Consider the following 20,411-nt stretch of genomic DNA (forward strand, 5'->3'; position numbering starts at 1 on the left):
TGATTTGTTTTTATAAGAATTAAAAAATTATGATGTCAAACAACGATTTGGTAAAAATTACGGAACAACCTTCTGAGTATAGACATTTAGAAAGTATGCCTATTGATCAAATCCTTTTCAATATCAATCAAGAAGATCAAAAAGTTCCTATTGCAGTTCATAAATCTTTACCACAAATAACGGAATTAATCGAGCACTTAGCAGACAAAATGTTAGCAGGTGGTCGATTATTTTATATTGGAGCAGGAACGAGCGGACGTTTAGGTATATTGGATGCAAGTGAATGTCCTCCGACTTACGGCGTTTCTCCAGATTTAGTAGTGGGTATTATTGCTGGAGGTGAGACTGCGATCTTGAAAGCTGTTGAGAATGCAGAAGATAGCCCGACGCAAGGTTGGGATGATTTATCTAAATATCATATCACGGATAAAGATTTTGTTGTCGGTTTGGCAGCAAGCGGCACAACACCTTACGTTATAGAAGCTATGAAAAAATGTAGGGAAAATAACATACTAACAGGTTGTATTACTTGTAATTTGCATACACCTTTAGCGAAAGAAGTTGATTTTCCCATAGAAGTCATCGTAGGGCCTGAGTTTGTGACCGGAAGTACACGTATGAAGAGTGGCACCGCACAGAAATTGGTATTGAATATGATTACTACCACTGTGATGATACAATTGGGACGAGTGGAGGATAATAAGATGGTCAATATGCAATTAACGAATGAAAAATTAGTAGATCGTGGTACCAAAATGCTCATGCAAAAAATGCATATTACTGATTATGAGCAGGCTAGATCTTTACTTTTGAAATATGGAAGCGTAAGAAATGCTTATGATAACCGAACTATTGCTTAGTTTTGCATCCTAATTTTGATTAAATATGCCTTTCCAAAAAAAGAAAAGTCCTTCCTATTTGCCTAAAAAAAATATGGTTGTTGGGAGAAATCCACTCGTTGAAGCATTAACAACTGGCGCTAATATTGATAAAATTTTAGTCGCAAGAAAAGCTTCCGGTGAAGCTATTGATCAAGTTAGAACTCTGGCTCGTGAAAAAAATATCCCTATCCAATATGTTCCCAATGAAAAATTGAATGGACTTACCAATATCAATCATCAAGGAATTATCGCTTTCAAATCTGCAGTGATCTATCAAGATCTACAACAAGTAATTGATTGGGTTTTGTCCAAAGGAGAAACGCCTTTGTTTCTAATGTTGGATGGAGTTACTGATGTGAGAAATATTGGGGCGATGTCCAGAAGTGCACTTTGTTGTGGCGCTCAAGCCATTATTATACCAGATAAAGGTGTTGGAGCTTTAAATGAAGATGCTGTAAAAAGCAGTGCTGGCGCATTGGAACAAATACAAGTGTGCCGTGTGGACAGTCTTTTAAAAGCTTTGGATACCTTGCATTTGAATGGAATAAAAGTATACACTAGTGAAATGAATGCAAAGTCTAAAGTGTATGAATTGCCATTATCAGAACCAAGTTGTATTATCATGGGAAATGAAGAAAAGGGTGTACAATCTTACTTAACGAAAGCTGCAGATGATAAATTTACTATCCCGATGAAAGGAGATTTTGATTCTTTTAATGTATCCGTCGCTGCAGGAATAATTTTGTATGAAGCGATGAAGCAAAGGCTATTAACATACGAATAAATATAGCTGTATAATTTATTGAGATTTAATGAACAGGGTAAGATAGTTTTTCTTATTTTGCAGCACCTGTTATAAATGTGTGAATGAAAAAATCCAATAGATTGACATTGTACATTATCATAGCGATGATACTCGGAGTAATTTTAGGGTATTTTGTTTATAGTAATGGACTACATAAAGTACAAGCTGCAAAAGCATTAAATGCTAATACTACTGTAACTGTAAAAGATTTTACAAAAGAGTTTTCTGATAAAATCCAACTACTTACAACGATTTTTTTGCGCTTAATCCAGATGATTATCGCGCCTTTAGTTTTTTGTACACTCTCAGTGGGCATTGCTAAATTAGGTGATTTGAATGCGGTAGGTCGTATTGGAGGTCGTGCGATGATCTGGTTTCTATCTGCATCCTTGGTCAGTTTGGCCTTGGGAACTGTCCTTGTTAATGTCTTTCAACCTGGACATAGTATTAATGTATCTCTTTCTGATTTGAAAGATTCGCATGATATTGTAAGTAATACAACTGGATTTACCTTAAAAACTTTCATTGAGCACGTTTTTCCCAAAAGTGTTATAGAATCTATGGCACACAATGAAATACTCCAGATTGTAGTATTTTCTATTTTCTTTGGTGTTGCCATTGCTGCTGTCGGAGAGGTGGGTAAACCGTTAATAAAAGCATTAGATTCCGCTTCACATGTCATTTTAAAAATGGTGGGTTATGTGATGAATTTTGCGCCCATCGGCGTATTGGGCTCTATTGCTGCAGTAATAGCTACAAATGGGTTGTCTGTCTTTATTTTTTATGGAAAATATCTGATGTATTTCGCTATTGCAATTATTTGTTTGTGGGCGATATTACTATTAGTAGGCTATTTATTTTTGAAAAATAAATTACCAAAATTATTACGCCATATTTTTCAACCAATTGTAGTTGCTTTTACAACTACAAGTAGTGAAGCCGTTTTTCCAAAATTAACACAAGAATTGGAACGTTTTGGATGTAGTAGTAAAATTGTTTCATTTGTTTTACCATTAGGTTACTCCTTTAATTTAGATGGTAGTATGATAAATATGACATTTGCAAGTATGGCAATTGCCCAAGCTTATGGCATAAAATTAGATATAGGAACACAACTTACAATGATGTTGGTTTTGATGGTGACAAGTAAAGGGATGGCGGGTGTACCCAGAGCGTCTTTAGTTGTCGTTGCTGCAATTTGTGGTATGTTTAAAATTCCACCGGAAGGTATCGCGCTTATATTGCCCATTGATCATTTTTGTGATATGTTGCGTACCACAACAAATGTGTTGGGCAATGCTTTAGCTACAAGTGTAGTGAGTAAAATGGAAGGAGATTTAAAAGATACTCCAAATTTGAATTTAGAATAAAAAATTGATAATGAATATTTTGTTGAGTTTTGATTGGATGCAATTGCTCCAGCCACAATTTTATATTGAACATGGAGGCTTTTGGTTAATCATGTTTATCATATTTGCAGAAACAGGTTTATTTATAGGATTTTTCTTACCTGGAGATTCTTTACTTTTTGTTGCCGGAATATATAGTCAAAAACTTGTAGAATCTTTATATAAGACAAATTCAGATTTTTTGAATTTGATGATTATTATTTTATTGATAACGTTAGCTGGGTTTATCGGAAATGAAGTTGGTTATTTTATCGGTCGTAGAAGTGGTAAATTTCTATTTAATAAGAAAGATACATGGTATTTTAAACAAAAGCACCTTTTGCAAGCAAAAGAATTTTATGATAAACATGGAGGTGGGGCAATTATTTTTGCCCGGTTTTTACCGATTGTTAGAACTTTTGCTCCTATTATAGCTGGAATTGTAGGAATGCCTAAATCTAAATTTTTGGTATTTAATTTGATTGGTTGTTTGGCATGGGTATTTTTAATGGTAGCAGGTGGCCATTATCTCTATCGTTTCTTTTTGGAAAATTATCATTTTGATTTAACTAAACACCTGGAAGTTATTGTATTGATATTAGTTTTAATTACAACGGCTCCAGTCATCTTTAAAATGTTAAAAAAGACTCCAAATAAGGTTCATTAATTAGAATTTATTTTTGATATTATTTAAAACAAATGTTAAATTTGAAAAAAAGTTTAGTGCTTGTCAAATGATTAGAAATGCTTCTATATTTTAACAGACTAAATAATTTATATGATACTAAGCATAAATAAAAACATAGTGATGAAGGATAGAAAAACTGAATTGTCTGCCTTCGTTTTGAGGCTTAGTGATTTTTTTATACTTAATTTGAGTTTTCTCATTGGTATATTGCTTACTTATATTATAAAATCGACTTTGCCTAAGTTGAGTTTATTAGATATTTTAGTATATAATATTTTGTGGTTATTTTTTTCCTCTATTTTCAAATTGTATAGTTTTTCTACTTTACGTAATACGGTAATTATATTGAGGCAAACCTTTAAAGTAGTATTGTCCCACTTTGTACTGTTTGCATTTTATTTTTTATTTGTTTACTATTTCTATAGTGAAAAACGCATGTGGTTTTTAATAGGAAACATAGCATCACTTTTGATTTTTGTAACTATTAGTCGCATATATCTTACTTATTTGATGGAATTTGTGGCTGATAAAGCCAATTTGAATCGCAACTGCGCTATCATTGGTAAAAATTCACTAGGTAATTCATTGCAGCATTTTTTTGGAGAAAATGAACATTTATATACATTTAAACGCTTTTTGGATGATGACTTAAATTCAATGGTAAATGCAAATGCATCGCAAGTTTCTGGTGCCTCCATATTAGAATTTGTTAATACATTACAATTGCAAGGTATTGACGAAGTGTATTCCACAGTTCCAATTACGCCTTTAATGTCTAAAATTTATACGGCAGCTGAGAATAATTGTATCAAATTACATTTTGTTAGTAAAAGTGAATTGTCAGGATCTTCCTTGTCAGTAAGACATATTGATAATATTTCAAGCAGTGATTTTAAAGTCTACAGCCTTCGCAATGAACCGTTAAATTCTTTAAGAAATAGAATTAAGAAAAGAGCTTTTGATTTTGCATTTAGCTCATTTGTAATTCTGTTTATACTTTCATGGTTATACCCTATAATTGGATTAATTATAAAATTATCCTCTCCTGGACCTATTTTATTTAAACAAGAACGTTCTGGAAAAGATAATAAACCTTTCTATTGCTACAAGTTTAGAAGTATGAAGGTTAATAAAGACTCGGATAGTATGCAAGCGACCAAAAATGATTCACGTCTTACAAAATTTGGCGCTTTTATGCGGAAAACAAGTTTAGATGAACTTCCTCAATTTTTTAATGTATGGAAAGGCGAAATGAGTATTGTGGGACCAAGACCACATATGTTAAAACATACAGATCAATATAAAACTCTAATTGACAAGTATCTTGTGCGCCAATTTTTGAAACCAGGAATTACTGGTTGGGCGCAGGTAAATGGGTTTAGGGGAGAAACTAAAGAACTAATTTTAATGGAGAAAAGAGTAGAGCATGATATTTGGTATATGGAAAATTGGTCTTTAATGTTGGATGTACGTATCGTATTTATGACAGTGATAAATGTAGCAAAAGGGGAACCTGAAGCTTATTAATTTTATACTAAAAAAAATTGAATGAATTCAGTAACTCATGTTGTATTAACTGGAGGGGTAGGAAGTAGATTATGGCCATTATCCAGAAAGTCTAGACCTAAGCAATACATACCCCTATTTGAGGGAAAGTCTTTATTTCAACTTTGTGTACTTAGAAATAATCTAATTTGTAATGATCTTTTGATTGTTGGTAATGAAAGTAATAGAGATTTATCCGTACAAAATCTAAAGGAAATTCATCAAGATAATTTTAATGAAATTGTAGAAGTTACGCCAAGAAACACTTCTGCTGCCATTGCTTTTGCTGCATTTTCCTTAGGAAATGAGGCAGTTATGTTAGTCACACCTTCGGATCAAGTGGTGACTGGTGAGAAAGAATATGAACGTTCGATTTTGGAAGCAATCTCATTAGCAAAAGAAAATTACCTTGTAACATTTGGAATTAAGCCATCTCGACCAGAAACGGGATATGGATATATTGAATTTCAAGACAATGATGTTGTTAGTTTTAGAGAAAAACCTGATAAAAAAAAGGCGGAAGATTACGTCAAAAGTGGAAGGTATCTTTGGAATAGTGGAATGTTCTGTTTCAAAGCGGATATTTTCCTTGAGGAATTGAAAATGTATGAACCTGAAATCTATAATTTTTCAAAAAATGCTTTTGAGAATATTTTAGAAAATAAACTTAATTTAGAGGATTCTAATTTAATTCCATCAAAGAGTGTTGATTATGCTGTTATGGAAAGGTCTAAAAAGATTAAGGTTGTAAGTGCGGATTTTGGTTGGAGTGATTTAGGTTCCTTCGATTCATTATGGGAATATTTTGATGCACATGATGATGGTCCAACTAGACAAAATTTAGTTTTAGGTACAAATAAACATGTAGAATTTTTAGGTGTAGATAATATCGTTTTTGTTGAAACTGATGATGCTATTTTGATTTTACCAAGGAGTATGAGTCAGGATGTAAAGAATGTCTATGAACGGCTTGAGAGGGAAAAACCTGAATTGTTGAAATAATTAAGTAAACTTCCAATATAAAATATTGGAAGTTTTTATTTAAAGTCAAATATCCAAATGAGAAAACGTATTTTAATTACAGGTGCCGCCGGATTTTTAGGATCACATTTATGTGATAGATTTATCCAATTAGATTACCATGTAATAGCAATTGATAATTTAATTACAGGTGAGATTAGAAATATAGAACACCTTTTTCCCTTAGATAATTTTGAATTTTACAACCACGATGTTTGTAATTATATTCATATTCCTGGTGATTTAGACTATATTCTCCATTTTGCTTCTCCTGCTAGTCCTCCTGATTATCTAAAAGTCCCCATTCAAACATTAAAAGTTAGCTCATTAGGTATACATAATTGTTTAGGTTTGGCAAAAAACAAAAAAGCTACAATTTTAATAGCTTCTACAAGTGAGATTTATGGAGACCCCTTAGTTCATCCTCAAACGGAGGATTATTGGGGTAATGTTAATCCAATCGGTCCTCGTGGTGTTTATGATGAAGCAAAAAGATTCCAAGAAGCAATGACGATGGCATATCATAAATATCATGGAGTTTCAGTACGTATTGCACGAATCTTTAATACTTATGGACCCAAAATGAGATTAAATGATGGTCGAGCATTGCCAACATTTATAAGACAGATTATAAATAATGAACCCTTGACGGTATATGGAGATGGTTCACAGACAAGGTCTTTTTGTTATGTTGATGATACAATCGAAGGAATATATCAATTATTAATTAGCAATTATTGTTTGCCTATTAATCTCGGAAATCCAGATGAAATTTCAATAATTGAATTTGCAAATAGGTTAATTGATATTTCAGGGAAAAATTCAGAATTAAAATTTGAAAAGCTACCAATTGATGATCCAAAGAGGCGTCAACCTAGTATCGAATTGGCTAAGAAAAAATTAAATTGGTTACCTAAGATCCAACTTTCTGAGGGATTGAAAAGAACACTAGCTTATTTTATGGCTCCTTAATATATTTTTTAAGAAAAATGTTCGATGATTGCAATTAATTTATTAAAAAAGCGTTTCATAGACGTTGAATGATCTAAATTTGAAACATAACTTAAAAAAGATTTTAGCTTTTAATTTCAAACACCTTCTAATTAAAGTCTAAAATTTAGTTAATTATGAGAAATACTTTACATTTGGAAAATTAAATTTCTATTAATTAGATGCACTATAATATATTTTAAATTTAATAGAATAAAATACCTTTAGATGAAAATTAGCTTAACCTGCTTGATGTTAGCCTTTGTTATTTGCTTAATAGGTTGTACATCGTATAAAAAAATACCTTACTTTCAAAATATTCCAGATAGTTCTTATGTATATCATAATGGAGAGACAATTGATGGGGTAAATAAAGAATCTATCACGATAAAACCTGATGATATTTTGGCGATTAAAATTCTATTGAAAGATGGATCTGACGCATTAATGCCTCAAAATACAATTAATCCCACCCCTACACCGATAGGAAATAATGCTAATCAGAGTAAAAATATATACAGGGTTAACGAGGCTGGATTTATCCAAATTCCTATTATTGGTAATGTTGAGGTAACCAATTTGACTTTGTCAGAGATCCGAAAAAAAATTGGGGATCTCGCAATGATAACTATGAAAAATCCTATTGTTCAAGTGGAGTTAGATAACTTTACGATTACCGTACTTGGAGAAGTCAATAAACCAGGCACTTACACGATTGTCAATAAGGATAAATGTACTATAGTTGATGTTTTAGGATTAGCAGGAGATCTTAATATAGGAGGAAAAAGAAATAATATTATGCTTATTAGAGATTTAGGGAATGGTAAAAAGAAAATTGGTCGCTTTAATCTTCAAAGTACTGATATATTTAATTCTCCTTTTTACAATTTACAACAGAATGATGTTGTATATATAGAACCTACAAAATTCAGAGCATCTGCAGAATCCTTCCAAAAAATAAGTTTTGTAGCTGGATTTGCTGCAATTTTATCAGTATTAGTTTCAGTTATCGCTTTATCCAAATAAGCCTGCCCTTTATTATAAGTTTTATTAACACATGCAAGATTTCGAAATTCAACCCAAAAAAGATAGCGGAATAAATCCATTAAAGAGTATAATTGCAATCGCAAAACGATTTTGGATCGTGATACTAGCCTCAATACTATTGTGCCTTGGTTTAACAACATTATATTTAAAATCAACGCCAACAATTTATGACACACATGCACAAATAATTATAGATGATGATAAAAATTCATCTTCTGGTGGAGGAACTGTCGGGTCTAGTGGATCTTCAGATATAAGTTTGGCTAGCTTTTTTTCTGGACCTAAGAATGTGGATAATGAATTAGGCGTTTTAAAAAGTACAAAAATAGTTGGACGAACAGTAAAGGATCTTCAATTAAATATCAGTTTTTTCCAAAAACAAAAAATGTTAAAAAGGCAGCTTTTTGGAGCGGATGAACTGCCTTTTAATTTTAAATTTATTTCATTTAATGATTTGGCATTAAAAGGTAAAAGTGTAAAATATATTGCTACAATTCAGCGAGATGGAATTTCATTGTTTAATGAATTTGAAGAAAAGACGTTTAAAATTCCTTTTAATAATATTAAAACAATACCTGAAGGTACCGTTTATTGTGGTCCAACAAACTTATTGAATGAGTTTATTGGAAAAGAACTGATTATAAATATTAGTAATTATCAGGATGCTATAATAATGTTTAAACATTTATTGCAAGCTTCCATTCCAGATAAAAATACTAGTATTATAGAAATGTCCATAAATACAAGTAATTCCAATTTAGCTGAATTGTATTTGAATACATTTATAAAAAACTATTTGGAGTTTAATATTACATCCAAAAAACAATCTGCGGATAGTACAATTGCATTTGTAAATAGTAGAATTGGCAGCATAAGCAACGAATTATCTTCTGTAGAAAAAAATATTCAAAATTTTAAGCAATCTAATACGATTGCAGATTTACCGACTCAAGCTTCTTCTTTAGTTACTAATACTGGAGTTGCAAATCAAGAATTATTAAATCAAAATATACAACTGAGTATTCTTAATGAATTACTTGCCTATATGAGAAAAAATGAATCGCATCCGCGTGCGGTTCCCGCCTCTCTCACTGTAAACTCAACATCTTTAAATGCTATAATAACAAACTATAACGCATTGTTGATGGCTAGAGAAAAACTAGTGGAAAACTATCAAGTTGAGAGTGATAACATACAGAATATAGACAAACAAATTGTACTACTTCGAAATGATATGATCTCCAATATGGAGACTATAAAGAAAACATTAGAAATTCAAGTGAATGGCGTAGGAAATGCTGTTTCTAATTTTGAGTCACAATTAAGGAAAGTCCCTAATCAAGAACGTGTTTATCTTGATTTATCTAGGCGACAAAATGTTGAACAAGAGTTATATGTCTTTTTGCTACAACAAAAGGAACAAGCCTATCTTGCAAAATCTGCAACTCAACCAGGCGCGAAAGTTTTAGAAGATCCTACAACGGATAACATACCTGTTTTTCCAAATAAAACCATTCTTTTAGGTTTTGCCTTTATTTTAGGATTGGTTTTGCCTTTTATTATATTTTATATAGTTGAATTTGTACGTACGAGAATTGCAACAAAAGAAGATATTAAACACTTTACAACTATACCTATCGTTGGAGAAATCGGCGTAGTGAAGCAAAATGATAATACTTCTGGTGTAATAGAACTAAATAATAGTAGAGATTTAGTAGCAGAGCAATTTAGAATAATGAGAACAAATATTCAATATTTGTTTAATCAAAATCAAAAAGCTAAGACGTTATTACTCACCTCAAGTGCATCAGGAGAAGGTAAATCTTTTATCGCGACAAATTTGGCTCAATTTCTAGCGGTATCTGGTAAAAAAGTGGCCTTATTGGAGTTAGATTTGCGTAAGCCCTCTATTTCGAAAAAATTAAATATTTTAAGTCAAAAGGGTATTAGTGACCTAGCAATAGGGAATGCTTCTTATGACGAGATAAAGGTCAACGCAAATATTTTAAAAGGTGTAACTTTTTTTCCTTCAGGACATATACCTCCAAATCCATCGGAATTATTATTAACTGAAAATATCGTTAATTTCTTCGACAATCTAAAGTCTGAATTCGATTATATAATTGTAGATACGGCTCCAATAATTGTAACTGATGCTCAGATTCTTTCTAAATTTACAGATGTTAATTTATTTGTTGTGAGGATGAATTATACTAGAAAAGATCAATTAAAAGAAATTGAAGAGCTTTATCAGGATAAGAAAATTAGTAAATTTAATTTAATAGTGAATGCTATTGACTATAATAAATATAGCAGCTATGGCTCTGCTGGATCGTATGGTAATAGTAAATATTACTCTAATTATGTAAATGGTAATTAATCAAGAATTACATTTTGTATTGTTATAAACCCTTTTACAATTAATATACCTAAAAATAAAGTTTCTTATTTCCTGAAATTATCAGGAGCAACATTTATCATTCAGAGTATAATACAATTACTTGGGATGATAAGTGGTTTTATAATTGTCCGTCAATTAACAGTAAATGAATACGCATTTTATACTATTGCAAACACTTTTTTAGGAGCAATGACCTTATTATCAGATTGTGGCGTTAACACAAGTGTCTATGCTTTAGGTGCACAAAATTGGCAAAATAAAAAGAAAATGGGAATTATACTCCATAGAGGATTACAATTAAGAAATCATTTTGCAATCTATACCTTGGTTTTTACAGTTCCAGTTTTGATATATTTACTTTATCAACAACATGCATCTAATTTATCTATTTTTCTTATTATATTATCAATAATACCATCATTTTATGCCGGTTTAAGTGATGCAATATTTGAGGTAGTTCCAAAGTTAAATCAAGAACTAAAGATTTTACAAAAAAATCAAACTCTAGTCGCTTTATTGAGGTTATGTTTGGTATTTTTATCTGCGTTTATTTTTCCATTTACTTGTGTTATTTTGTTGGCTAATGGATTACCTAGAATTTTAGGTAATATTAAGCTGAAAAAAATTGCTTTAAAAAATGCGGAAATATCTAATATTCAGGATACGGAAGTGAATAAGGAAACAACTCGTATAATCAAACGAACGGCTCCTAGTACTATTTATTTTGTATTCTCTAGTCAAGTTTCGCTATTTATATTATCATTTTTAGGTAAGACTACAAGTATTGCCCAATTAGGTGCCTTGGGGCGTTTTTCTGTTATATTTACTGTATTTACCACGTTTGTAAATATGGTCTTTATTCCGAGGTTTGCTCGTTCTGAGAATAATAGAAGTCTTTTATTAAAAAAATCGCATTTTATATTATTGTTATCTTTAATTGGTAGTATTAGTGTTGGATTTGTGTTGTATATATTCAGAAGTTTTGTATTGCGTTTTCTAGGTGCTAATTATCAAAATTTGGATTATTCCTTTTTGCTAATTATTATACAGGGTATAATTACAGTATTATCTAGTAATGCATATGAATTCAATTTAAGGAAGGGGTGGGTGATTCATCCCTTATTGGATATATTGATTAGTCTAGTACCTACGGTAATATTTGCTATTTTAATACCTTTAAATACATTGCCTAATGTTATATTGTACGGAATATTAAATTCATTGGTGTATTTCTTAAGTCATTATTTTGCTTTTATAGTACAATTATTTCAAAAGGCCGATAAGTATTAATTGAGGTTTACGATATTATTTTATTTATAAATGAATAAAAAGATAAAATTATTAATAATAGGATCATCGCAAGGTGTATATGGTGGAATTGAAGCATTTATGCTTGCAATAGCGGATGCTGCTGCTCAATGGTCTGAATTTGAAATAAGTTTATGTTACAAATTGGTTGATGGATATGCTTGGAATACTGAATTAAAAGATATGCTACATGATAAATCGTACAAAGTTTATTTTGTTGAGAAAGCGTCTAGTGAATTATTTTCTCTAATTAAAGAGGCCGATGTACTGCATATTCAGAATATGCCACCTGATATAGTAATTCCAGCATTTATTAGAAGAAAAAAGATATTTCTGACCATTCATAATCGTAAAATGAGTGGTAACTATTTACGTTACAAAATTTGGACTTTTTGTAGCCAATTGGCTACGGAGCGATGGTATAATTCTTCATTTGTTCATCAATCTTGGGAAGGTACCCAGTTGAAAAAAAATAGTGAAGTCATTCCCACCGTTTGTGCGTTACCTCAAATTACATCAGAAATTACAAATCGCAGTGGTTTCTTATTTGTTGGTAGGTGGATTGAAAATAAAGGAATTGAAGAGATTATAGAGGCTTATAGTATGCTAACATTAGCAGATAGAAAAAAGTTTCCTTTAACGATATTAGGAACTGGCAGATTGAAAAATAAAATTGATGTTTTGATTGAGCTAGTTGGGTTAAAAGGGGAAATTATTCTTCCTGGTTTTGTTACAGATGAAGAAAAGGCAAATTATTTTTCCCTAAGTAAATGGCTACTTGCTCCCGCTAATACAAATGAAGATCTAGGATTGACTCCAATTGAAGCGAGAAATATATCCTTGCCAGCAATTGTTTCTAGAGATGGAGGATTACCTGAAGCTGCAGGTCCTGCTGCGGTATTGGTCACTCCTGGCGATGTACATGACTTATATGAAAAAATGACAATGGTCATAAATATGTCTGAGGAAGAGTACTTACAACGAGCAAAATTGGCAAAAGAGTCTTTAAAATATTTTCTAAAACCAATGGAATATTATCGTTCTAAATTTCAATAATGAATCATGCCTAACGCTAAAAAACTTATAGTTATAATTCCTAATTTACCCCCGATCGTATGCGGTATAGGTAATTATGCAATTAAGCTATCGCGCCAATTGCTAAAAATTGGAATGTATGATGAGATTGTAGTTGGAGGCAATCAAGCACCTACAGACAATAAGCTTAAATTAGAAAATATTGAATTAAGACAATGGGCTGAGGTTTTAAAAAATGATAGAGATAATGCAGATGTATTTCTCAATTTTGCACCGACAGCCTATAGTAAATTTGGATTACCTCTTCAATTATTAAATGACCTAAATATATATAAAAAGCATAATCCCAATGCTCAGATTAGTACTATTTTTCATGAAACTTGGATGGATAATTCAGGACTTAAAATTCATCATAAATTAAAAAATTTTTTTACAAAATATACTGCGACAAAATGTGTGGATTTGTCTAATAATGTTTCTGTAATAACAGATGAACAATTTGGACGAATTAAGAACATTGCGAATAATAAAAATATAACTGTACAAAAAATTGCCCCTAATATTGAGCCAGACTTGAATCTGGACGTACTTAATATTGCACGTGAGAAAGGGCTTTTTATTAATTTCGGACTAGCACACACACGTCTTTGGACTTTAGAAAAAAATAAGGAATTAATTCGAAAAATGGTGGATGCTAGTTTGGTGTCCAAAATTATTGGAATTGGTCCAGTGGGTAATAATTATGCAGTCGAAGAAATAAATTTAGCTAAAGAGATTTCTTCTAAACTGGAATACATACAAAAAGGCGCATTAGATGCAAGTGATGTAAGCGCATTCATGCTAAAAGCTGAGGGAGGATTTATAGGACAGTCGGTGGATAGTTTATCAAAATCAAGCAGTTTTTGGGCTTTTGCAGCGCATGCTATTCCTGTTATATCCCCAGCCATAGTGGATGATCGTGAGAATTTAAAGCAGCTGCTTTTTTTTAAAAATGAATTATTGGCGGACATTTCTCTCTTTGAAATTTCGAAAAAAGAACGTGCAGAAAATTTGTACAAAATGTACAAAAACAGTCATTCATGGGAAATTATTGCAGCAGATTTTAAAAAATGGGTAAATTAAGTGCATGTCAATTGTAGTATCACATCCAACTGGAAATCAAAATGTACGTGCTTTGTTGGCCGCATTGGAGAGAAATAATTTATTGAATAAATATTTTACAACTGTAGGTTTTAGTGAAAATACTTCTCTTATCAAATTTTTGGGCCCGTTAAAAAATGAAGCCATTAAGAGACTCTATTCAGAAAATATTTATCAAAAAACAGAAACTTTTCCATGGTTAGAACTAGGGCGCATATTTGCGAATAAAGCTCATTTGCCTTATTTGACTCAACATGAAAATGGAATTTTTTCTGTTGACCATATTTATAAAAATATTGATAATCATACCGCAAAATTTTTAGCTAAAAGATCTCTCCATATACAAGGAATATACTCTTACGAAGATTGTGCGTTTAACTCTTTTAAAGTTGCTAAAGAGCATGGTATGTCTTGTTACTATGAATTGCCTATTGCCTATTGGGCTACAGCGAAATCATTGTTGACGAAAGAAGCGGATAGGTTGCCTGAGTGGGCAATCACTTTAGGAGGTGGAATTGCGGATAGTGAGGAGAAATTAAATAGGAAATCAACGGAATTAAATTTAGCAGATAAAATAATCGTTCCTAGTAAATTTGTGAAAGACTCTTTACCAAAAGAAATTGATTTGCAAAAGGTAATTATGTCTCCTTTTGGATCTCCAAGTATTAATCCTCAACTGAAATTGCCAAGTCTGTCTGAATTGAAGACTAGAAAATTAAAAGTGCTTTTTGTAGGGGGTATGGGGCAACGTAAAGGTTTAGGAGATTTATTTAATGCTATGAAAACTTTGAATGGAGAAAACGTTGAATTAATCGTTTTAGGTTCGCCTCTAGTTGATTTAGAATTTTATAAAAAACAATATCCTTCATTTATATATGCTGGGCTAAAACCACACGCAGAAGTATTACAATTGATGTCAGAGTGTGATGTATTTTGTTTGCCTTCCATTGTGGAAGGACGTGCATTAGTTTTACAAGAAGCAATGAGTCAAGGTTTACCATTGATTATTACGCCTAATACAGGTGGCGAGGATTTGATAGAAGAAGGTAAAACTGGATTTTTAGTGAATTGTGGAGATCATAACAAGATCGCCGAAAAAATTCAATGGTTAAGTGAACATAAGGAGGAATTGTTGGAAATGAAATATAATGCAATTAAAAAAGCGACATTGTATTCTTGGGAAGGTTATGGCGATTTAATTGTCAATGGTTTAAATTAGTAATGAATGTTTTCTGATCTAAAAATATATTTCAAACAGTGCAGTATAGACAAAAAATTAGTTTGGCTATATTTTTTCTTGTTAATTTTTGAAGGTGCGTTAAGGAAGTGGGTATTACCATTTCTTGCGACACCCTTATTAATTGTAAGAGATCCGATCGCAATTTATATTATCTATCTTTCTTTCAAAAAGCATTATTTTCCTTGGAATGGTTATGTTTTAGCCGCGTTCTTATATACAGGGATAGCCATAGGTACTACTTTGTTTCTTGGACATCATAATATTTGGGTGGCACTCTATGGGGCGCGTATCAGTTTATTTCATTTTCCACTGATCTTTTTGATCGGAAAGATATTCAATAAAAATGATGTTATTCAATTAGGAAAAGTTACATTGTTACTAAGTATTGGAATGATTCTTTTGGTTGGTATTCAATATTTTTCGCCACAATCAGCTTGGGTAAATAAAGGTATTGGGGATGAATCTGAGGGGTCTGGTTTTAGTGGAGCCAATGGATTTTTTAGAGTTCCAGGTACATTTTCATTTACCAATGGATTGACATTGTTTTTTGGACTTGTTGCTGTATTTGTATTATATTTTTGGATGTCTGGTATACGAGTATTAATCCCCAAATTCTTATTATATTTAGGAACGGGTAGTTTATTACTAGCAATACCATTGGTAATGAGTCGAGGATTAATCGCCTCCATACTTATAATCATATTATTGTCTATGCCGATTGCGATGTATAATCGAAAATATTTGATTCAAATAATCGTATTACTAGCCTCCACAACTGTCGCATTTATTTTATGTTATAATATTCCTTTCGTAAAGACCGCCGCGGATTCTTTTTTAATCAGATTTACAAGTGCCAGTGAAGCAGAAGGTGGTGTTAAAGGTACTTTTCTAAATCGAGCTATTGGAGGTATCGTGGCAGGCGTCAAGGCGGATCCTAATCATTTTTGGGGACAAGGTTTAGGTATGGGTACCAATGCGGGTGCAAAAATATTGACGGGGAATGCCGGTGATTTTTTAATTTCAGAAACCGAATGGGGACGTATTGTCGGAGAGTCTGGTATATTGCTAGGAATGGTTTTTATTGGTGCTAGATTAATACTGAGTATACAATTGTTTTTTAAATCTTTACAAGTGCTAAAAGTGGGAAATATTTTACCTATATTAATATTTGGAAATGTAGGAATGACCATAATACAAGCCCAATATGCACAGCCTACAGCGTTAGGATTTTCAATTTTAGGTGCAGGTCTATTATTGGCAAGTTTAAATGATGCTTAAAACATGAAGATTACTTATTTTTTTAGAAATATTAAATGTGGCTACTCCATCCAGCACGTTTTTGATTCAGTTATACCTGAGATTGCACAGACGAATGAAATTGAAATTATTCATGTTCCATCTCCTAATAGCATGCCTTGGGATGTAGTTAAAAATGCAGTATTCACATTTAAAAATAAAAATAAGAATGGAATTAATCATATAACTGGGCATATTCATGACAGTATTTTAGGATTATGGAAATGTAAGACTGTCGTGACATTTCACGATCTGGTATTTATTGATAATGTAAAAAATCCAATTAAGCGTTTTTATAAATGGCTATTTTGGTTGTATCTACCAGTGAAATTAGCAGATAAAATAACTTGTATTTCAACCCAAACAAAAAACAATGTTTTGAAGTATGTAAAGACAAATAAGCTTTCTGTTATCTATAATCCGATAGATCCTGCATATAAATATTCACCTAAAAAGTTTAATAAAGAGAAGCCTGTAATTTTACATATAGGCACTGGGTGGAATAAAAATCTATTGATTACTATTGATAGTTTAAAAGATATTTCATGTCATTTACGGATTGTAGGTTTGCTCGATCAAGAACAGATTAACTATTTGAAAATATCCAATATTAACTATTCAAATGTTTTGGATTTAACTGATCAAGAAATTCAAAATGAATATATTAATTGCGATATAGTAAGTTTTGTTTCAATTTATGAAGGATTCGGTATGCCTATTATCGAAGGACAAATGATAGGTCGGCCAGTTGTGACATCTAATATAGAGCCCTTATTAGAAGTTGGCGATAATGCCGCACTATTCGTAGATCCTAAAAATGTGGATGAAATTAAAGGTGCATTTATAAAAATTATTCAAGACGATACATTTCGCGAAAATTTAATAGTAAAAGGTCAAGAAAATGTCCGTCGCTTTGATCCAAAAATAATCGCCTCTCAGTATAATGATTTGTATAAACAAATGCTTCAATAATGAACATATTGCATTCCATATCATCCATGTCTCCTAAAGCTGGTGGCGTAAGTCAAGCATTAAGAAACTTAATCCCCAATTTAATACAATTAGGATGTCAAAACGAAGTTGTATGTTTTGATTCTTCCGGGGAGGTGTATGGTGTTAAGGACGATTTTCTTGTTCATAAAATTGGACCTTCAAAAACCCCCTATGCATATGTTGCTCAATATCAAAGTTGGTTAAAACAAAATATTGATAAGTTTGATGTTGTCATCATACACGGTTTATGGCTATATAATAGTTATGGCACCTATCTTTTCCTAAAAAACATTCCTAATATTAAGCTGTATGTCATGCCACATGGAATGCTAGACCCATATTTTCAAAAAACGGCTGATCGTAAATTAAAAGCTTTCAGAAATGAAATTATTTGGTCAATGTTAGAGAAAAAAGTGATCAATAATGCTACTGGTGTGCTGTTTACTTGTGAACGAGAAATGGACTTAGCAAATGAAACATTTAAGAATTATCACCCTAGAAAGAAAATTAATGTTGGCATGGGGGTCGCTAAGCCACCTGTATTTAAACAAGAAATGCAGGATGAATTTTTGAAAATTGCCCAATTAAAAAAAGACGAACCTTATTGGCTATTTTTAAGCAGGATAGATATCAAAAAAGGTATTGATCTTTTGCTACAAGCATATAAAAAATTATCACAAAATAATAGTAATTTACCAAAATTAGTAGTTGCTGGTCCGATTGAAAGTTCATATGCACAAGACTTGATTCAAACGTATGGCGGGGAAAAAAATATTTTATTTACTGGAATGTTACTAGGAAATGCTAAATGGGGAGCTATATACGCTGCCGCAGTTTTTATATTACCGAGTCATCAAGAAAATTTTGGTATAGCTGTGGTGGAAGCAATGGCTTGTGCTATACCTGTTGCTATTACCAATCAGGTCAATATTTACCCTGAAATAGAAAAAGCAAATGCGGGATTTATTTTTAATGATAATGAAGCTGGACTTGAATTAGTTTTAAATAAATTGATTAATGTTTCCCAAGAAGAACTAACAACTATAGGTAATAATGCGTTGCAATGTTATGATGACTTATATACACCATTAGATGCAGCACATAATTTTATGAATAAAATTTAAGTTATGACTGAGGTAAATAAAGATACCTATACCGGAGCTTCATTTTCTATAAATAATAGGATTAAAAGGGTTGTTTGGAACAGTGTATATACATTATTATTTCGTTATTCTCCTAGGCCTTTCCATAGTTGGAGAGCTTTCCTTTTAAAATTATTCGGGGCTACAGTTGGAAAAAATGTTCACGTATATCCGGCTGTCAAAATTTGGGCACCATGGAATTTAATTTTAAATGATGAATGTGGTATAGGTAATGGTGCTCAGATTTACAATCAAGGGCAAATTACACTCGGATATCGGTCAATTATTTCACAAGGAGTTTATTTATGTGCGGGTACTCACGATTATACGAAACGCGGCCATCCATTAGTCACAGCACCTATTGTTGTTGGCGCTCATGCGTGGGTTGCTGCAGAGGCTTTTGTGCATCCAGGTGTTACGATTGGAGAAGGTGCAGTTGTCGGGGCTCGTTCTGTGGTAGTAAAAGATATACCGAAATGGATGGTATGTGCTGGTAATCCATGTAAGCCATTAAAAGAGCGTTTATTTGTTGATTAAATTTTGATAAATGTTAGATATTTCAACTATAATATTAACGTATAACGAAGAACTGCATATTGAAAGATGTGTACGTAACGCATTGAAATTTTCAAAAAATGTGTTTATTGTAGATTCTTTTTCTACAGATAATACTAAACAAATTGCAGAGCATTTAGGTGCGAAAGTGATTCAGAATAAATGGGAAAATAATCATGCTCGTCAATTTAATTATGGATTAAAAAACTTGCCTATCGATACTAAATGGGTTTTTCGTCTTGATGCTGATGAATATCTGTCAGATGCGTTGATTGCGGAAATGCATGAAAAACTTCCTAAATTGTCTATTGATGTAACAGGCGTCGTTATGGAACGAAAAATGATTTTTCTTGGGCGGCAAATTAATAAAGGAAATGTAAAATGGAATATGTTGCGTTTGTTCCAATTTAATAAAGGTGAATGTGAAGATCGGTGGATGGATGAACATATTGTCTTAAAAGAAGGACGATCAATACTTTTTGATAATTGCTTTTACGATGATAATCAAAATTCATTAGGGTGGTGGATTCAAAAACATGACAATTATAGTATCCGCGAGGCGATAGAATTGTTGAATGTAGACATCGACATATTACCAGAGGCTTCTTCAAACATATCTGGTGCTATGTCTGAGGATGCAGCTGAAAAAAGAAAGAAAAAAGAGAAATATAACAGAATGCCTCTTTTTTGGAGAAGTTTTTATTATTTTATTTATCGCTATTTTTTCAAATTGGGATTTATAGAGGGAAAAGAAGGATTTTTGTGGCACTTTTTTCAAGGTTGGTGGTATCGTACTTTAGTGGATGCAAAAATTTTTGAAATAAAAAAGAATTGCGGAACCGATAAAACAAAAATCATAGATTACTTGAATAAAAAGTATCATATTTATATTTAAAATTGGCGTCACCAATTCATTTTTAAATTATAAGAAAATAGA

At 31.9% G+C, this 20,411-nt stretch carries 18 protein-coding genes; all 18 read left to right on the plus strand.

All coding sequences use genetic code 11. The features are described 5' to 3' along the window. Window positions 1–29: 29 nt before the first annotated feature. The 18 genes from murQ to E0W69_RS04705 all read left to right on the plus strand — a co-directional run bounded on the left by murQ (window position 30) and on the right by E0W69_RS04705 (window position 20,369). Window positions 30–860, plus strand: a complete 831-nt coding sequence (gene murQ, locus E0W69_RS04620; RefSeq protein WP_225321393.1) for an N-acetylmuramic acid 6-phosphate etherase — start codon at window positions 30–32, stop codon at window positions 858–860. Window positions 861–885: 25 nt separating this feature from the next. Beyond that, window positions 886–1,665, plus strand: a complete 780-nt coding sequence (gene rlmB / locus E0W69_RS04625) for a 23S rRNA (guanosine(2251)-2'-O)-methyltransferase RlmB (RefSeq protein WP_225321394.1) — start codon at window positions 886–888, stop codon at window positions 1,663–1,665. An 83-nt stretch (window positions 1,666–1,748) separates the two neighbouring features. Further along, window positions 1,749–3,056 carry a dicarboxylate/amino acid:cation symporter gene (locus E0W69_RS04630; RefSeq protein ID WP_131328865.1) on the plus strand — a complete coding sequence of 436 codons (1,308 nt, stop codon included), beginning with the start codon at window positions 1,749–1,751 and terminating at the stop codon, window positions 3,054–3,056. A gap of 91 nt (window positions 3,057–3,147) precedes the next feature. Continuing rightward, the gene (locus E0W69_RS04635; RefSeq protein WP_225321395.1) at window positions 3,148–3,741 is read left to right on the plus strand and encodes a DedA family protein; all 594 of its coding nucleotides are present in this window, start codon (window positions 3,148–3,150) and stop codon (window positions 3,739–3,741) included. Between the two features lie 141 nt (window positions 3,742–3,882). Next, complete coding sequence (locus tag E0W69_RS04640) at window positions 3,883–5,289, plus strand: exopolysaccharide biosynthesis polyprenyl glycosylphosphotransferase (RefSeq protein WP_131328867.1); 1,407 nt, start codon at window positions 3,883–3,885, stop codon at window positions 5,287–5,289. Window positions 5,290–5,310: 21 nt separating this feature from the next. Beyond that, window positions 5,311–6,309, plus strand: a complete 999-nt coding sequence (locus E0W69_RS04645) for a mannose-1-phosphate guanylyltransferase (protein ID WP_131328868.1) — start codon at window positions 5,311–5,313, stop codon at window positions 6,307–6,309. Between the two features lie 57 nt (window positions 6,310–6,366). Beyond that, window positions 6,367–7,299 carry a UDP-glucuronic acid decarboxylase family protein gene (locus tag E0W69_RS04650; RefSeq protein ID WP_131328869.1) on the plus strand — a complete coding sequence of 311 codons (933 nt, stop codon included), beginning with the start codon at window positions 6,367–6,369 and terminating at the stop codon, window positions 7,297–7,299. A gap of 246 nt (window positions 7,300–7,545) precedes the next feature. Continuing rightward, window positions 7,546–8,343, plus strand: a complete 798-nt coding sequence (locus E0W69_RS04655; RefSeq protein ID WP_131328870.1) for a polysaccharide biosynthesis/export family protein — start codon at window positions 7,546–7,548, stop codon at window positions 8,341–8,343. 31 nt (window positions 8,344–8,374) lie between these two features. Continuing rightward, entirely contained in the window at window positions 8,375–10,744 is a 2,370-nt protein-coding gene (locus E0W69_RS04660; protein WP_131328871.1) for a GumC family protein, read from the plus strand. Between the two features lie 126 nt (window positions 10,745–10,870). Continuing rightward, complete coding sequence (locus E0W69_RS04665) at window positions 10,871–12,055, plus strand: polysaccharide biosynthesis protein (protein WP_131328872.1); 1,185 nt, start codon at window positions 10,871–10,873, stop codon at window positions 12,053–12,055. Window positions 12,056–12,085: 30 nt separating this feature from the next. Continuing rightward, window positions 12,086–13,129, plus strand: a complete 1,044-nt coding sequence (locus E0W69_RS04670; RefSeq protein ID WP_131328873.1) for a glycosyltransferase family 4 protein — start codon at window positions 12,086–12,088, stop codon at window positions 13,127–13,129. Window positions 13,130–13,135: 6 nt separating this feature from the next. Next, window positions 13,136–14,230: a hypothetical protein gene (locus tag E0W69_RS04675; RefSeq protein WP_131328874.1), complete on the plus strand. Its 1,095-nt coding sequence runs from the start codon at window positions 13,136–13,138 to the stop codon at window positions 14,228–14,230. A 4-nt stretch (window positions 14,231–14,234) separates the two neighbouring features. Then, window positions 14,235–15,467, plus strand: coding sequence for a glycosyltransferase family 4 protein (locus E0W69_RS04680; RefSeq protein WP_131328875.1), 1,233 nt, complete (start codon window positions 14,235–14,237; stop codon window positions 15,465–15,467). 6 nt (window positions 15,468–15,473) lie between these two features. After that, entirely contained in the window at window positions 15,474–16,766 is a 1,293-nt protein-coding gene (locus E0W69_RS04685) for a hypothetical protein (RefSeq protein WP_131328876.1), read from the plus strand. Between the two features lie 3 nt (window positions 16,767–16,769). Then, on the plus strand, window positions 16,770–17,756 hold the full coding sequence (locus E0W69_RS04690) for a glycosyltransferase family 4 protein (RefSeq protein WP_131328877.1): 987 nt from the start codon (window positions 16,770–16,772) through the stop codon (window positions 17,754–17,756). A gap of 26 nt (window positions 17,757–17,782) precedes the next feature. Beyond that, on the plus strand, window positions 17,783–18,901 hold the full coding sequence (locus E0W69_RS04695) for a glycosyltransferase (protein WP_191967965.1): 1,119 nt from the start codon (window positions 17,783–17,785) through the stop codon (window positions 18,899–18,901). A 3-nt stretch (window positions 18,902–18,904) separates the two neighbouring features. Beyond that, complete coding sequence (locus E0W69_RS04700) at window positions 18,905–19,456, plus strand: WcaF family extracellular polysaccharide biosynthesis acetyltransferase (protein WP_131328879.1); 552 nt, start codon at window positions 18,905–18,907, stop codon at window positions 19,454–19,456. Window positions 19,457–19,466: 10 nt separating this feature from the next. Continuing rightward, a complete protein-coding gene (locus E0W69_RS04705) occupies window positions 19,467–20,369 on the plus strand; it encodes a glycosyltransferase family 2 protein (protein ID WP_131328880.1) in 903 nt (300 codons plus the stop codon). Window positions 20,370–20,411 lie beyond the last annotated feature (42 nt).

It is taken from the genome of Rhizosphaericola mali, assembly GCF_004337365.2.
Lineage (GTDB): Bacteria > Bacteroidota > Bacteroidia > Chitinophagales > Chitinophagaceae > Rhizosphaericola > Rhizosphaericola mali.

Excerpts from the sequence above, each read along its gene's own strand:
- murQ (WP_225321393.1), top strand. The coding sequence starts at position 30 with ATGATGTCAAACAACGATTTGGTAAAAATTACGGAACAACCTTCTGAG.
- rlmB (WP_225321394.1), top strand. The coding sequence starts at position 886 with ATGCCTTTCCAAAAAAAGAAAAGTCCTTCCTATTTGCCTAAAAAAAAT.
- E0W69_RS04630 (WP_131328865.1), top strand. The coding sequence starts at position 1,749 with ATGAAAAAATCCAATAGATTGACATTGTACATTATCATAGCGATGATA.
- E0W69_RS04635 (WP_225321395.1), top strand. The coding sequence starts at position 3,148 with ATGTTTATCATATTTGCAGAAACAGGTTTATTTATAGGATTTTTCTTA.
- E0W69_RS04640 (WP_131328867.1), top strand. The coding sequence starts at position 3,883 with ATGAAGGATAGAAAAACTGAATTGTCTGCCTTCGTTTTGAGGCTTAGT.
- E0W69_RS04645 (WP_131328868.1), top strand. The coding sequence starts at position 5,311 with ATGAATTCAGTAACTCATGTTGTATTAACTGGAGGGGTAGGAAGTAGA.
- E0W69_RS04650 (WP_131328869.1), top strand. The coding sequence starts at position 6,367 with ATGAGAAAACGTATTTTAATTACAGGTGCCGCCGGATTTTTAGGATCA.
- E0W69_RS04655 (WP_131328870.1), top strand. The coding sequence starts at position 7,546 with ATGAAAATTAGCTTAACCTGCTTGATGTTAGCCTTTGTTATTTGCTTA.
- E0W69_RS04660 (WP_131328871.1), top strand. The coding sequence starts at position 8,375 with ATGCAAGATTTCGAAATTCAACCCAAAAAAGATAGCGGAATAAATCCA.
- E0W69_RS04665 (WP_131328872.1), top strand. The coding sequence starts at position 10,871 with ATGATAAGTGGTTTTATAATTGTCCGTCAATTAACAGTAAATGAATAC.
- E0W69_RS04670 (WP_131328873.1), top strand. The coding sequence starts at position 12,086 with ATGAATAAAAAGATAAAATTATTAATAATAGGATCATCGCAAGGTGTA.
- E0W69_RS04675 (WP_131328874.1), top strand. The coding sequence starts at position 13,136 with ATGCCTAACGCTAAAAAACTTATAGTTATAATTCCTAATTTACCCCCG.
- E0W69_RS04680 (WP_131328875.1), top strand. The coding sequence starts at position 14,235 with ATGTCAATTGTAGTATCACATCCAACTGGAAATCAAAATGTACGTGCT.
- E0W69_RS04685 (WP_131328876.1), top strand. The coding sequence starts at position 15,474 with ATGTTTTCTGATCTAAAAATATATTTCAAACAGTGCAGTATAGACAAA.
- E0W69_RS04690 (WP_131328877.1), top strand. The coding sequence starts at position 16,770 with ATGAAGATTACTTATTTTTTTAGAAATATTAAATGTGGCTACTCCATC.
- E0W69_RS04695 (WP_191967965.1), top strand. The coding sequence starts at position 17,783 with ATGTCTCCTAAAGCTGGTGGCGTAAGTCAAGCATTAAGAAACTTAATC.
- E0W69_RS04700 (WP_131328879.1), top strand. The coding sequence starts at position 18,905 with ATGACTGAGGTAAATAAAGATACCTATACCGGAGCTTCATTTTCTATA.
- E0W69_RS04705 (WP_131328880.1), top strand. The coding sequence starts at position 19,467 with ATGTTAGATATTTCAACTATAATATTAACGTATAACGAAGAACTGCAT.